The sequence below is a fragment of the Yonghaparkia sp. Root332 genome, assembly GCF_001425665.1.
Lineage (GTDB): Bacteria > Actinomycetota > Actinomycetes > Actinomycetales > Microbacteriaceae > Microcella.
This window is the reverse complement of record NZ_LMCX01000002.1, coordinates 775,183-788,674: the sequence shown is the minus strand read 5'-3', so window position 1 is coordinate 788,674 and position 13,492 is coordinate 775,183. Positions and strand designations below refer to the sequence as shown.

11 protein-coding genes are annotated in these 13,492 nt (G+C 70.7%); 6 read left to right on the top strand and 5 right to left on the bottom strand.

The genetic code is table 11. The annotated features are described in order from the left end of the window. Window positions 1-2: 2 nt before the first annotated feature. From sufC to sufB, 4 genes are read right to left on the bottom strand one after another with little or no spacing between them, the layout of a single operon-like run. Complete coding sequence (gene sufC / locus ASC54_RS11335; RefSeq protein ID WP_055861313.1) at window positions 3-767, bottom strand: Fe-S cluster assembly ATPase SufC; 765 nt, start codon at window positions 765-767, stop codon at window positions 3-5. A 13-nt stretch (window positions 768-780) separates the two neighbouring features. Continuing rightward, a complete protein-coding gene (locus ASC54_RS11330) occupies window positions 781-1,107 on the bottom strand; it encodes a non-heme iron oxygenase ferredoxin subunit (protein ID WP_055861310.1) in 327 nt (108 codons plus the stop codon). Window positions 1,108-1,109: 2 nt separating this feature from the next. After that, window positions 1,110-2,294 carry a Fe-S cluster assembly protein SufD gene (sufD, locus tag ASC54_RS11325; RefSeq protein ID WP_082515063.1) on the bottom strand — a complete coding sequence of 395 codons (1,185 nt, stop codon included), beginning with the start codon at window positions 2,292-2,294 and terminating at the stop codon, window positions 1,110-1,112. 2 nt (window positions 2,295-2,296) lie between these two features. Continuing rightward, window positions 2,297-3,715 carry a Fe-S cluster assembly protein SufB gene (gene sufB, locus ASC54_RS11320; protein WP_055861305.1) on the bottom strand — a complete coding sequence of 473 codons (1,419 nt, stop codon included), beginning with the start codon at window positions 3,713-3,715 and terminating at the stop codon, window positions 2,297-2,299. Window positions 3,716-3,946: 231 nt separating this feature from the next. On the opposite strand from sufB, the gene ASC54_RS11315 reads away from it, so the two are divergent. Beyond that, complete coding sequence (locus ASC54_RS11315; RefSeq protein WP_369813326.1) at window positions 3,947-4,906, top strand: heme A synthase; 960 nt, start codon at window positions 3,947-3,949, stop codon at window positions 4,904-4,906. A 13-nt stretch (window positions 4,907-4,919) separates the two neighbouring features. Here ASC54_RS11315 and ASC54_RS11310 read toward each other — a convergent pair whose 3' ends face one another. Further along, a complete protein-coding gene (locus tag ASC54_RS11310) occupies window positions 4,920-5,840 on the bottom strand; it encodes a heme o synthase (RefSeq protein WP_055861299.1) in 921 nt (306 codons plus the stop codon). A 264-nt stretch (window positions 5,841-6,104) separates the two neighbouring features. Here ASC54_RS11310 and tkt point away from each other — a divergent pair, with 264 nt between their 5' ends. The 5 genes from tkt to ASC54_RS11285 all read left to right on the top strand — a co-directional run bounded on the left by tkt (window position 6,105) and on the right by ASC54_RS11285 (window position 13,465). Next, the gene (tkt, locus tag ASC54_RS11305; RefSeq protein WP_055899102.1) at window positions 6,105-8,195 is read left to right on the top strand and encodes a transketolase; all 2,091 of its coding nucleotides are present in this window, start codon (window positions 6,105-6,107) and stop codon (window positions 8,193-8,195) included. A gap of 82 nt (window positions 8,196-8,277) precedes the next feature. Then, a complete protein-coding gene (tal, locus tag ASC54_RS11300; RefSeq protein WP_055861294.1) occupies window positions 8,278-9,387 on the top strand; it encodes a transaldolase in 1,110 nt (369 codons plus the stop codon). Further along, the gene (locus tag ASC54_RS11295; RefSeq protein WP_055861291.1) at window positions 9,384-10,979 is read left to right on the top strand and encodes a glucose-6-phosphate isomerase; all 1,596 of its coding nucleotides are present in this window, start codon (window positions 9,384-9,386) and stop codon (window positions 10,977-10,979) included. Before tal ends, ASC54_RS11295 begins: the two co-directional genes overlap by 4 nt. A gap of 24 nt (window positions 10,980-11,003) precedes the next feature. After that, window positions 11,004-12,545, top strand: coding sequence for a glucose-6-phosphate dehydrogenase (gene zwf, locus ASC54_RS11290; RefSeq protein ID WP_055861287.1), 1,542 nt, complete (start codon window positions 11,004-11,006; stop codon window positions 12,543-12,545). Continuing rightward, a complete protein-coding gene (locus ASC54_RS11285) occupies window positions 12,542-13,465 on the top strand; it encodes a glucose-6-phosphate dehydrogenase assembly protein OpcA (protein ID WP_055861284.1) in 924 nt (307 codons plus the stop codon). Before zwf ends, ASC54_RS11285 begins: the two co-directional genes overlap by 4 nt. Window positions 13,466-13,492 lie beyond the last annotated feature (27 nt).

Sequence of the window (13,492 nt, the reverse complement as noted above, 5' to 3'; positions counted from 1 at the left end):
GACTAGCCTACGGTCGACCCGGTCAGGTAGCGGTCGTAGCCCTCGTTCTCCAAGCGCTCGGCCAGCTCAGCGCCGCCCTCCTCGGCGACGCGGCCGTCGACGAAGACGTGCACGAAGTCGGGGTGGATGTAGCGCAGGATGCGCGTGTAGTGCGTGATGAGGAGCACGCCGAGACCCGTCTGCTCCTTGACGCGATTGACACCCTCCGAGACGATCTTGAGCGCGTCGACGTCGAGGCCCGAGTCGGTCTCGTCGAGGACGGCGATCTTCGGCTTGAGCAGCTCGAGCTGCACGATCTCGTGACGCTTCTTCTCACCGCCCGAGAAGCCCTCGTTGACGTTGCGCTCGGCGAAGGAGGTATCCATCCGCATGGCCTCCATCGAGCCGCGGAGCTCCTTGATCCAGCCGCGCAGCGCGGGGGCCTCGCCGTCGATCGCGGTCTTCGCGGTGCGGAGGAAGTTCGACACGGTCACGCCAGGGATCTCGACGGGGTACTGCATCGCCAGGAAGAGCCCGGCCTTCGCGCGCTCGTCGATGCTCATCTCGAGCACGTTCTCGCCGTCGAGCGTGATCGAGCCGGAGTCGACGGTGTACCGGGGGTGGCCGGCGATCGTGTACGCGAGGGTAGACTTGCCCGAGCCGTTGGGGCCCATGATGGCGTGGATCTCGCCCTGCTTGATGGTCAGGTCCACGCCGCGCAGGATCTGCTTGACGCCCTGGTCGGTCTCGATGCTGACGTGGAGATCGCGGATCTCGAGGGTTGCCATGTCTGTCTCTTCCTTACGTGGTGAGGGTCTGGTCGGCGTCGACGAAGATCTCGCCGTTCTCGACGGTGACCGCGTAGACGGGGACCGGCTCGTAGGCCGGGAAGTTCTTCGGCTTGCCGGTCGCGAGCTCGAACTTCGAGCCGTGCGCCCAGCACTCCAGGCTGTCGTCCTCGACGAAGCCCTCGCTGAGCGAGATGTCGCCGTGAGTGCAGGTGTCGCCGAGCGCGTGCACGGCGCCCGAGGAGTCCTTCACGACGGCGATGGGCTTGCCGTCGATGACGACCTTCATCGCCGTCGCGGGCGCGAGCTCGGCGTCGGTGCAGACGCGTGTCGCGGCCATCGTCACACCACCGCCACGGCGGCGAGCTCGGCCTCGATCGCCGCCAGCAGCCGCGACTCGAGCTCGGGCTGGCCGATCTTCTGGACGACCTCGAGCAGGAAGCCGAGGACGACGAGGCGGCGAGCCTCCTGCTCGGGGATCCCGCGCGAGCGCAGGTAGAACAGCTGCTCGTCGTCGAAGCGACCCGTCGCGCTCGCATGGCCGGCTCCGGCGATGTCGCCGGTCTCGATCTCGAGGTTCGGGATCGAGTCGGCGCGCGTGCCGTCGCTCAGGACGAGGTTGCGGTTCTGCTCGTAGGAGTCGGTTCCCGGCGCGGTGCGGCCGATGAGGACATCCCCCACCCAGACGGTGCGGGCGCCGTCGCCGTTCAGCGCGCCCTTGTAGGTGACGCGACTGACGGTGTTCGGGGCGTCGTGGTGCACGTAGACGCGCTGCTCGAGGTGCTGGCCGGCGTCGGAGAAGTACAGACCGAGGAGCTCGCCCGTGGCGCCCTGCTCGGCGAGGTGCGCCGAGGGGTTGACGCGGACGACCGCGCCGCCGAGGGAGACCACGACGTGCTTGAGCACGGCGTCGCGCCCGATGCGCGCGAACTGGCTCGACAGGTGGACGCTCTCGTCGTCCCACTCCTGCAGGCTCACGACGGTGAGGTGCGCTGCGTCGCCGACGACGATCTCGACGTTCTCGCTCAGGCGAGCGCTGCCGCGGTTGTCGATCACGACGATGCCGCGCGCGTTGGGGTCCGCGGTGATGATCGTGTGGGCGGCGCGCGGGGTGCGGTCATCCCCCGTGCGATCGATGACGACCTCGGTGAACTCCTCGGCGGTCAGGGTGACCGCGAGGGCCTCCTGGAAGCTCGACCAGGCGTTCGCCGCCGCGCGCTCCTCCGCGAGGCCCGCGGAGCCGATGCGCGCGTCGTCACGGGCGATCCACTCGCTCGTGACGCCCGCGGCCTCGCTCACGACGGCCGGGAACCGGCCGCCGTCGAGCTCGCCGTCGATGAGGTCGCGGACCTTCTCGACGGGCGTGAGGCGCCACTCGAGCTCGCGCCCGGTGACCTCGGGGAAGTCGTCGTGCACGGCTGAGGCGAAGCGCTCGGAGCGCGTCTGCACGGGGACGTCCCACGCGCCGTCGGTGTGGGCCGTCGAGCCCGGGACAAGAGGCTTCTCAGTCTCGATGGTGGAGCTCATTCCTAGCCGACGCTGCCTTCCATGCTCATCTCGATGAGCTTGTTGAGTTCCAGTGCGTACTCCATGGGGAGCTCGCGCGCGATGGGCTCGATGAACCCGCGCACGATCATCGCCATGGCCTCGTCCTCCGGGAGCCCGCGCGACTGCAGGTAGAACAGCTGCTCCTCGCTCACGCGCGAGACCGTCGCCTCGTGCCCGAGCTGCACGTCGTCGACGCGGATGTCGATCGCCGGGTAGGTGTCGGAGCGCGAGATGGTGTCGACCAGCAGCGCGTCGCACCGCACGGTGTTCGCCGAGTGATGCGCGTTGGCGTCCACCCGCACCTCGCCGCGGTAGCCCGCGCGGCCGCCGCCGCGCGCGATCGACTTCGAGACGATCGACGACGTCGTGTACGGCGCCATGTGGATCATCTTCGCGCCGGCGTCCTGGTGCTGGCCGGGGCCCGCGAACGCGACCGAGAGCGTCTCGCCCTTGGCGTGCTCGCCCATCAGGAAGATCGACGGGTACTTCATCGTGACCTTCGAGCCGATGTTGCCGTCGATCCACTCCATCGTCGCGCCCTCGTGCGCCACGGCGCGCTTGGTGACGAGGTTGTAGACGTTGTTCGACCAGTTCTGGATCGTCGTGTAGCGGACGCGGGCGTTCTTCTTCACGATGATCTCGACGACGGCCGAGTGCAGCGAGTCGCTCTTGTAGATCGGCGCGGTGCAGCCCTCGATGTAGTGCACGTACGAGCCCTCGTCGGCGATGATGAGCGTCCGCTCGAACTGGCCCATGTTCTCGGTGTTGATGCGGAAGTAGGCCTGCAGCGGGATCTCCACCTGCACGCCAGGGGGCACGTAGACGAAGGACCCGCCCGACCAGACGGCCGTGTTGAGGGCGGCGAACTTGTTGTCGCCGGCGGGGATGACCGTGCCGAAGTACTCCTCGAAGAACTCGGGGTGCTCGCGCAGGGCCGTGTCGGTGTCCATGAAGATGACGCCCTGGGCCTCGAGGTCCTCGCGGATCTGGTGGTAGACCACCTCGGACTCGTACTGCGCGGCGACGCCGGCGACGAGGCGCTGGCGCTCGGCCTCGGGGATCCCGAGCTTCTCGTAGGTCGCCTTGATGTCGTCCGGCAGCTCCTCCCACGACGTGGCCTGCTTCTCGGTCGATCGCACGAAGTACTTGATGTTGTCGAAGTCGATGCCCGACAGGTCGGCGCCCCACAGCGGCATGGGCTTCTTGCCGAAGAGCTCGTAGCCGCGAAGACGCCGCTTGAGCATCCATTCGGGCTCGTTCTTGAGGTTCGAGATGTCGGTGACGACCTCGGCGGAGATCCCGCGGCGAGCCGTGGCGCCCGCGGTGTCGGAGTCGGCCCAGCCGAACTCGTACTGCCCCAGGCCCTCCAGCTCGGGTCGGTCGATGAGCACGTCGGACATGCTGTTCCTCTCTCTTGCCGAACCCAACCGGTCGCGATGTCGGCGCATTCCCTCGAACTCCCCTGGACCGCAGGGTGCAACGGGCTGGGGGCTGATGCTCAAAGAGCCAGAACTAGACTGGCCACGGACGGGCCGACCGGCGATTCTGCGCCGCATCGACGCCCGTGATCGACACTGATGGTGAGCTCCATGATTCTACAGGGCCTCACCGGGAATCGGAGGATGCGAGCCGTGAATCGTCTGTGGCAGTCCCGGCTGTGGCAGTGGCTCCCGACGACGGTCGACCGTCGTGTGCGGGTCGTCGCGTGGGCCTCTCTCGTGAGCCAGACGCTCATCGTCGGCACGGGCGGCGCCGTGCGCCTCACGGGCTCCGGTCTCGGGTGCCCGACCTGGCCGCGCTGCACGCCCGAGTCGTTCGTCGCGACGCCCGAGATGGGCATCCACGGCATCGTCGAGTTCGGCAACCGCCTCCTGACCTTCGTTCTCGTCATCATCGCGATCCTCGCGTTCGCCTTCGTGGTGCGGATGCGGCGCGAGCGCCCCGAGCTGATGCGCCTGTCGATCGCGCTCGGACTCGGGATCCCCGCCCAGGCGATCATCGGCGGCATCACGGTGCTCACCGACCTCAACCCCTGGATCGTCGGGTTCCACTTCGTCGTCTCCGCCGTGCTCGTCTCCCTCGCGACCGTCCTCGTCGTGCGGGTCTACCGCGGCCCGGCCGGTGCGCTCGTCCCCCTCCCCCGCGCGGTGCGTCCGCTCGCCCTCGCCACCGCCGTCGTCGTCGGGGTGACGGTGCTCGTCGGCATCGTCGTGACCGGCTCCGGCCCGCACGCGGGCGACGGCGGCGCCGCCCGCAACGGCCTCGACTCCGAGCTGTGGCAGCACGTCCACTCGTGGCCAGCCTACGCGTCCTTCGCCGGCGGCGTTCTGCTCGTCATCGTCGCCCGGCGCACCGGCCCCGCGCTCCTGCAGCGGGCGACGCGCGCGCTCGTCTCCGTCGAGCTCGTGCAGATCGGCGTCGGGCTCGCGCAGGCGCGGCTCGGGCTCCCGGTCATCCTCGTCGGGATCCACATGGTGCTCGCGTGCGTGCTCGTCTCGGCGATGACGCTCGTGCTGCTGAGCCTGCGGGCGCCGCGAGCCGCGGACGGGGCCGAGGGCGCGCCGATCGTGCGCGACGCGGTCAGCGCGTGACGGGCATCCCCCGCTAGAACGGCAGGAGCGGGTCGATCCCGACCGCGACGAACAGCAACGTCAGATAGCTGATGCTCGCGTGGAAGACCCGCATCGGCGCCGCCGTCTCGTCGCGCAGCAGGCGCCCGTAGAGCTGGTGGCTCTCGACGATGAACCAGGCGCCCGCTCCCACTGCGGCGAGGACGTACACGAGACCCATGCCCGCGACGGGGATCAGGATGAGCGACATCGCGACGGTCGCCCAGGCGTAGAGGATGATCTGCACGCCGACGACCGTGCCGCCGCGCACGACCGCGAGCATCGGCACGTGGGCCGAGGCGTAGTCGTCGCGGTAGCGCATCGACAGCGGCCAGTAGTGGGGCGGCGTCCAGAGGAAGACCACGAGGAAGAGGATCACCGGAGCCCAGTCGAGCGAGCCCGTCACGGCGCTCCAGCCGATGAGGACGGGGAAGCAGCCGGCGATGCCGCCCCAGATGATGTTCTGCTCGGTGCGGCGCTTGAGCACCATCGTGTACAGGATCACGTAGAAGAGGATCGCCGCGAGCGACAGCGACGCCGCGAGCCAGTTGGCGAACACGCCGAGCCATACGATCGAGACCGCGCCCGAGGCGAAGGCGAACACGAGCGCCTGACGGTCGGTGAGCTCGCCCGTCACGAGAGGCCGGTTGCGCGTGCGGTTCATGAGCCGATCGATGTCGCGATCGAGGTACATGTTGAACGCGTTCGCCGAACCCGCGGAGAGCGTGCCGCCGATGAGGGTCGCGATGACGAGCCAGGCGTCGGGCAGGCCGTCCTGGGCGAGCACCATCACGGGCGCCGTCGTCACGAGCAGCAGCTCGACCACGCGCAGCTTCATGAGGGCGACGTACGCGAGAAGGGTTCGGCGGAGGGTCGGTCGCCGGGCGACGGCGGGCTGATCCAGCGCTGTGTCCATGTCTCCTCTTCGTACGGCGTGCGGCCTCCAGTCTACGCGAGCCGTTCCGATGCCCCGCCGAGTGCGGTGGGGCCCCGCCTCCCAGCGCACTCTTATACTGGGAGGGCTTGTCCGCCGCCACGTCCGTCTCTCGAAACGGGGGCATCCCGGTCGTCATCCGACCGGGCGCCCGAGCAGGCCGCGGTCTCGATCAACGGTGATCTGGGCAAGAGTCTTTCGCCCGACCACCACCGGGCTCGATTCGAGAAAGGGCTGTACCCCCGAATGACCGACCTCCTCTGGGACGAGATCGACTCCGCCGCGGTAGACACCGCACGACTGCTGGCGGCCGATGCCGTCGAGAAGGTGGGGAACGGGCATCCGGGCACGGCCATGAGCCTCGCCCCCGTCGCGTACCTCCTGCACCAGAAGGTCATGGAGCACGACCCGGGCGACCCGCACTGGCTTGGCCGCGACCGCTTCATCCTCTCCGCAGGGCACAGCTCGCTGACCCAGTACGTGCAGCTCTACCTGGGCGGCTACGGCCTCGAGCTCGACGACCTCAAGGCGCTGCGCACGTGGGGCTCGAAGACCCCCGGGCACCCCGAGTACGGCCACACCGACGGGGTCGAGATCACGACGGGGCCGCTCGGCCAGGGTCTCGCCTCCGCCGTCGGATTCGCCTACGCCGCCCGCTTCGAGCGCGGCCTGCTCGACCCCGGGACGCCCGCGGGCGAGAGCGTCTTCGACCACCACGTCTACGTCATCGCCGGCGACGGCGACCTGCAGGAGGGCGTCACGAGCGAGGCCGGCTCGCTCGCCGGCCACCAGCAGCTCGGCAACCTCGTCGTCATCTACGACTCGAACCAGATCTCGATCGAGGACGACACCGACATCGCCTTCACCGAGGACGTCGCCGCGCGCTACGGCTCCTACGGCTGGCACGTGCAGACGGTCGACTGGAAGAGGACGGGCGAGTACGTGGAGGACGTCCGCGCGCTCCACGCCGCGATCGAGGCCGCGAAGGCCGAGACGACGAAGCCGAGCATCATCATCCTGCGCACCATCATCGGCTGGCCGGCGCCCACGAAGCAGAACACCGGCAAGATCCACGGCTCCGCCCTCGGCGCGGAGGAGCTCGCGGCGACGAAGACCGTCATGGGCTTCGACCCCGAGCAGAGCTTCGTCGTGGCCGACGAGGTCATCGCGCGCACGCGCGGCGCCGTCGCCCGCGGGGCCGAGCGTCACGCCGCCTGGCAGGAGCGCTTCGACGCCTGGGCCGCCGCGAACCCCGAGCGCAAGGCGCTGCTCGACCGCATGCTCGCGGGCGAGCTGCCCGAGGGCCTCGACGCAGCGCTGCCCGTCTTCGAGGGCGGCACGAGCGTGTCGACCCGCGCCGCGAGCGGCAAGGTGATCAACGCGATCGCGGACGTCCTCCCGGAGTTCTGGGGCGGCTCGGCCGACCTCGCGGAGTCGAACCTCACGACGATCGCGAACGGCGGCTCGTTCGCCCCCGCCGAGCACTCCACGCACGAGTGGCAGGCGAACCCCTACGGCCGCATCCTGCACTTCGGCATCCGCGAGCACGCGATGGGCGCGATCCTCAACGGCATCGCCCTGCACGGGCGCACGCGCGTGTTCGGCGGCACCTTCCTGATCTTCAGCGACTACATGCGCCCCGCCGTGCGCCTCGCGGCCCTCATGCGCGTGCCGGTCACCTACGTCTGGACCCACGACTCCGTGGCGCTCGGAGAGGACGGCCCGACGCACCAGCCGATCGAGCAGCTCGCCTCCCTGCGCGCCATCCCGGGCCTGGACATCGTGCGGCCCGCAGACGCGAACGAGACGGCCGTCGCGTGGAGCACCATCCTCGAGCGCAACGACCGCCCCACGGGAATCGCGCTCACCCGCCAGAACATCCCCGTCTTCGAGCGGGGGGATGACGTCGCCTCGGGCGACGTCCTGGCCGCGGCGCACCACGTGTCCCGGGGCGCCTACGTGCTCGCCGAGGCCGCGAACGGCGCGCCCGACGTGCTGCTCATCGCGACGGGCTCCGAGGTGCAGGTCGCTCTCGCGGCCCGCGAGCAGCTCGCCGCGCAGGGCGTCCACGCCCGCGTCGTCTCGGCCCCCTGCCTGGAGTGGTTCGAGGAGCAGAGCGCGGAGTACCGCGAGTCGGTGCTGCCGAGCGAGGTCACGGCCCGCGTGTCGATCGAGGCCGGTGTCGCGCTCTCGTGGCACCGCTACCTCGGCTCGCGCGGCCGCGCGATCTCGATCGAGCACTTCGGCGCCTCCGCCGACTACCAGACGCTGTTCCGCGAGTTCGGCATCACGGCCGAGGCGGCCGTGGCCGCCGCGCTCGAGTCGATCGCCTCCTAGACGACCGTCCCCCTCCCCCGCCACCACCGGCTCCGCCGCCCGCCGCGCTCTCCGCTCCGGGCACGAGACAAAAGAGGACACCATGAGCTCCACCCCCACCGCCCAGCTGAGCGCCCTCGGCGTCAGCATCTGGCTCGACGACCTGTCGCGCGACCGCATCACCTCCGGTGCGCTCGCCTCCCTCATCGAGAACCGTGACGTCGTCGGCGTGACGACGAACCCGACGATCTTCGCGGCGGCGCTCGCGACCGGTACGACCTACGACGCGCAGGTCCGCGACCTCGCGGCGGCGGGCGTCGACGTCACCGACGCGGTCTTCGAGATCACGACGGACGACGTCGCCGCGGCGTGCGACATCTTCGCGCCGATCTACGCCAGCACTGCCGGCCAGGACGGCCGTGTCTCGATCGAGGTCGAGCCCGGTCTCGCGCACGACGCCGCGGGCACGATCGCCCAGGCCCGCCAGCTGTGGGCGAAGGTCGACCGTCCGAACGCGATGGTCAAGATCCCCGCCACCCAGGAGGGCCTGGAGGCCATCACCGAGACCATCGGCGCGGGCATCAGCGTCAACGTGACCCTCATCTTCAGCCTCGAGCGCTACCGCGCGGTCATCGAGGCCTACCTCGCCGGCCTCGAGAAGGCCCGCGAGGCCGGCATCGATCTCGCGACGATCCACTCGGTCGCCTCGTTCTTCGTCTCGCGCGTCGACACGGAGATCGACAAGCGGCTCACGGCGATCGGCACGCCCGAGGCGCTCGCTCTCAAGAGCAAGGCGGGCATCGCGAACGCGCGACTGGCATACGAGCTGTTCGAGCAGGAGTTCGCGAGCGCCCGCGCGCAGGATCTCCTGGCGTCGGGCGCCAACGTCCAGCGGCCCCTGTGGGCGTCGACCGGCGTCAAGGACCCGGCGCTGCCCGACACGCTGTACGTGACCGAGCTCGCCGTCGGCTCGACCGTCAACACGATGCCCGAGAAGACGCTCGAGGCGACGTTCGACCACGCGCGTCTCGACGGCGACGCCGTGACGGGCTCGTACGACGGCGCCCGCGCCGTTCTCGCGGCGCTCGAGGGCCTGGGCATCTCGATCGCCGAGGTGACTGCGCTGCTGGAGAAGGAGGGTGTGGAGAAGTTCATCGTGAGCTGGAACGAGCTCCTCGACACCGTCTCCGCGGCTCTCGAGAGCGCCCGATGACGGCGACGATCGGAGCCCGCGGCCCCGCCGCGGACGCCATCGAGCGGCACGTCCCCGCGCTCGTCGAGCAGCTCGTCGCGAGCCGCATCACGAACGGCGACGCGAGCCTGTGGGGAGCCGCGGCCGAGGAGGAGGCGGCGAAGCGCCTGGGCTGGACCCAGGCCGTGACCGTCTCCCGGCCGCTCGTGCCCGAGATCCTCGCCCTGCGGGACGAGCTCGCCGAGCGCGGCGTCACCCGCGTCGTGCTGTGCGGGATGGGAGGCTCCTCGCTCGCCCCGGAGGTCATCACGCGGACGGTCGGCACCGACCTCGTGGTGCTCGACTCCACGGACCCCCACCAGGTCCGCTCCGTGCTCGAGAACCGACTCGCCGAGACGGTAGTCGTCGTGTCGTCGAAGTCGGGCTCGACGGTCGAGACCGACAGCCAGAAGCGCGCCTTCGAGGCGGCGTTCGTCGCGGCGGGCATCGACCCGGCCGAGCGCATCGTGATCGTCACCGACCCCGGCTCGCCGCTCGAGCAGGCCTCGCTCGCCGCGGGGTACCGGGTCTTCCGCGCCGACCCGACCGTGGGCGGACGCTACTCGGCCCTCACGGCCTTCGGTCTCGTGCCGTCGGGGCTCGCGGGCGCCGACATCGAGGAGATCCTCGACGAGGCCGAGGCGGCGCTGCTGCCGCTCGCGATCGACAGCGCCTCGAACCCCGGCCTCCGGCTCGGCGCGGCCATCGCCGGAACCGAGCCCCGCCGCGACAAGCTCGTCATCGTCGCCGACGGCACCCACATCGTGGGGCTCGGCGACTGGGTGGAGCAGCTCATCGCCGAGTCGACGGGCAAGAACGGCACGGGCATCCTGCCGGTCGTCGTCGGCGTCGACGCGCCCGAGCTGAGCTCCGTCGCCGACGACGTCCAGGTCGTGCGCCTCGTCGCGAACGCCCGCGCCACCGAGGAGGTCGCCCCCGGCGAGATCGAGCTGTCGGGGTCGCTCGGCGGGCTCCTCATGACGTGGGAGTACGCGACGGCCGTCGCGGGCATCCTTCTCGGGATCAACCCCTTCGACCAGCCCGACGTGGAGAGCGCGAAGATCGCCGCGCGCGGCCTGCTGGATGCCCGACCGGAGCCCATCGCGCCCGCCTTCGTCGACGGCGGCATCGCCGTCACCGGCCCGGCCGAGCTGCTCGCGGGCGCTACGACGGCCGCCGAGGCCGTCGCCCGACTGCGCGACGCCGTGCCCGCCGACGGCTACATCGCCGTCCAGGCCTACCTCGACCGAACCGCGCATCCCGAGCTCGAGGCGATCCGCCACCGGCTCGCGAGCGCGAGCGGCCGCCCCGTGACGTTCGGCTGGGGCCCGCGGTTCCTGCACTCGACGGGGCAGTACCACAAGGGCGGCCCCGCGCACGGCGTGTTCCTGCAGATCGTGGGTGCGTCGTCCGACGACCTCGTGATCCCCGAGCGCCCCTTCACCTTCGGTCAGCTCATCGCGGCGCAGGCCGCCGGTGACGCGCGCGTGCTCGCCGAGCACGGTCGCCCCGTCGTGACGCTCGCCGTCGCGGACGAGGACGCGATCGCGGCGCTCATCGCCGCGATCGCCTGACCCGCACGGCCCACGAGGAGAACCATGGCACCGGTCGATATCTCGCCGGAGAACAACCCCCTGCGCGCCGTCGAAGATCGCAGGCTCCCCCGCATCGCCGGGCCGAGCGGACTCATCATCTTCGGCGTGACGGGCGACCTGTCGCGCAAGAAGCTCATGCCGGCGGTCTACGACCTCGCCAACCGCGGACTTCTGCCCCCGGGCTTCGCGCTCGTCGGCTTCGCCCGCCGCGACTGGGAGGACCAGGACTTCGAGCAGGTCGTGCACGACGCCGTGCGGCAGTACGCGCGCACGCCGTTCGACGAGGCCACCTGGAAGCAGCTCGCGGCGGGCATCCGCTTCGTATCGGGCGATTTCGACGACGACGGGGCCTTCGAGCGCCTGACGGAGACGATCGCCGAGCTCGACCGCGAGCGCGGCACGATGGGCAACCACGCGTTCTACCTGTCGATCCCGCCGAAGTCGTTCCCCGTCGTGACCGAGCAGCTGCGTCGCAGCGGCCTCGCCGAGGCGGAGGACGGCGAGTGGCGCCGCGTCGTCATCGAGAAGCCGTTCGGCAGCGACCTGACGACCGCGCGCGAGCTCAACGCCGTCGTGGAGTCGGTCTTCCCGCCCGACTCGGTCTTCCGCATCGACCACTACCTCGGCAAGGAGACCGTCCAGAACCTCCTCGCGCTGCGCTTCGCCAACATGATGTACGAGCCGATCTGGAACGCGAACTACGTCGACCACGTGCAGATCACGATGGCCGAGGACATCGGGGTGGGCGGCCGCGCCGGCTACTACGACGGCATCGGCGCCGCGCGCGACGTCATCCAGAACCACCTCCTGCAGCTGCTCGCCCTCACGGCCATGGAAGAGCCCGTCTCGTTCGACGCCGCCGACCTGCGCGCCGAGAAGGAGAAGGTACTCTCGGCTGTGCGGCTGCCCAAGGACCTCTCGACGGCGACCGCGCGCGGCCAGTACGCGAGCGGCTGGCAGGGCGGCGAGCTCGTGCCCGGCTTCCTCGAGGAGGAGGGCATGAACCCCGAGTCGGTCACCGAGACCTACGCGGCGATGCGCCTCGACATCAGCACGCGGCGCTGGGCGGGCGTGCCGTTCTACCTCCGCGCCGGCAAGCGACTCGGCCGGCGGGTGACGGAGATCGCGGTCGTGTTCAAGCGCGCGCCGCAGTACCTCTTCGCTGAGAGCCAGACGTCCGCGCTCGGCCAGAACGCGCTCGTGATCCGCGTCCAGCCCGACGAGGGCGTCACGATGCGGTTCGGATCGAAGGTGCCGGGCGCGGGCATGCAGGTGCGCGACGTGACGATGGACTTCGGCTACGGGCACGCGTTCACCGAGCAGAGCCCCGAGGCCTACGAGCGCCTCATCCTCGATGTGCTGCTGGGCGATCCGCCGCTCTTCCCCCGCCACGAGGAGGTCGAGCTCAGCTGGAAGATCCTCGACCCGATCGAGGAGTTCTGGGCCACGCAGGGCCGGCCCGAGCAGTACGCCCCCGGCACCTGGGGCCCGAAGTCCGCGGACGAGCTGCTCGCCCGCGACGGCCGCGTCTGGAGGCGCCCGTGATCATCGACCTGCCCGACACCACCACCAGCAAGGTGTCGAAGAAGCTCGTCACCCTCCGCGAGGAGGGCGGCGCGGTTGCCCTCGGCCGCGTTCTCACGCTCGTCATCGCGACCGCGATCGGAGCCGAGGAGGAGGCCATCGAGGCCGCCAACGAGGCCTCGCGCGAGCATCCGATGCGCATCATCGTCGTGTCGACCAACGGTGCGGGCGAGAAGCCGCGCCTCGACGCCGAGATCCGCGTCGGCGGCGACGCCGGCGCGAGCGAGGTCATCGTGCTGCGCGCGCACGGCGACACGGCCCGCGACCAGCAGGGGCTCGTCACGGGACTCCTGCTGCCGGACGCTCCCGTCGTCACGTGGTGGCCGGGGCAGTGCCCCGACGAGCGCGCCTGCGACACCCCGCTCGGCCGGATCGCGCAGCGTCGTATCACCGACACCGGAGCCGCGGCCGACCCCGTCGCGATGCTCGAGCGCCTCGCCGAGGACTACCAGCCGGGCGACACCGACTTCGCGTGGACCCGACTCACGCTGTGGCGCGCTCAACTCGCCGCGGCGCTCGACCAGCCGCCGTACGAGCCGATCACGAGCGCCGAGGTCTCCGGGGCTCCCGACTCGCCCTCGACCGTGCTGCTCGCCGCCTGGCTGCGCCGCCAGCTGCAGGTGCCGGTGACGGTCGACGTGGCCGACGGCAACCCGACGGCGGGCATCCACCGCGTCATCCTGCACCGCGCGACCGGCCCCGTGCGCCTGGAGCGCGTGCAGCCCGCCGTCGCCCAGCTCTCGCAGGCGGGTCAGCCGACGCACGAGCTGTCGCTGCCGCGCCGGGGACTCCGGGAGTGCCTCGCAGAGGAACTGCGTAGGCTCGACCCCGATGACGTCTACGGCGACGTGCTCCGCTCGGGGCTCGACGCCCGGGTCTGACCCGCCCGGGTCCCCCGCCGCTCCACC

Excerpts from the sequence above, each read along its gene's own strand:
- sufC (WP_055861313.1), bottom strand. The coding sequence starts at position 767 with ATGGCAACCCTCGAGATCCGCGATCTCCACGTCAGCATCGAGACCGAC.
- ASC54_RS11330 (WP_055861310.1), bottom strand. The coding sequence starts at position 1,107 with ATGGCCGCGACACGCGTCTGCACCGACGCCGAGCTCGCGCCCGCGACG.
- sufD (WP_082515063.1), bottom strand. The coding sequence starts at position 2,294 with ATGAGCTCCACCATCGAGACTGAGAAGCCTCTTGTCCCGGGCTCGACG.
- sufB (WP_055861305.1), bottom strand. The coding sequence starts at position 3,715 with ATGTCCGACGTGCTCATCGACCGACCCGAGCTGGAGGGCCTGGGGCAG.
- ASC54_RS11310 (WP_055861299.1), bottom strand. The coding sequence starts at position 5,840 with ATGGACACAGCGCTGGATCAGCCCGCCGTCGCCCGGCGACCGACCCTC.
- tkt (WP_055899102.1), top strand. The coding sequence starts at position 6,105 with ATGACCGACCTCCTCTGGGACGAGATCGACTCCGCCGCGGTAGACACC.
- tal (WP_055861294.1), top strand. The coding sequence starts at position 8,278 with ATGAGCTCCACCCCCACCGCCCAGCTGAGCGCCCTCGGCGTCAGCATC.
- ASC54_RS11295 (WP_055861291.1), top strand. The coding sequence starts at position 9,384 with ATGACGGCGACGATCGGAGCCCGCGGCCCCGCCGCGGACGCCATCGAG.
- zwf (WP_055861287.1), top strand. The coding sequence starts at position 11,004 with ATGGCACCGGTCGATATCTCGCCGGAGAACAACCCCCTGCGCGCCGTC.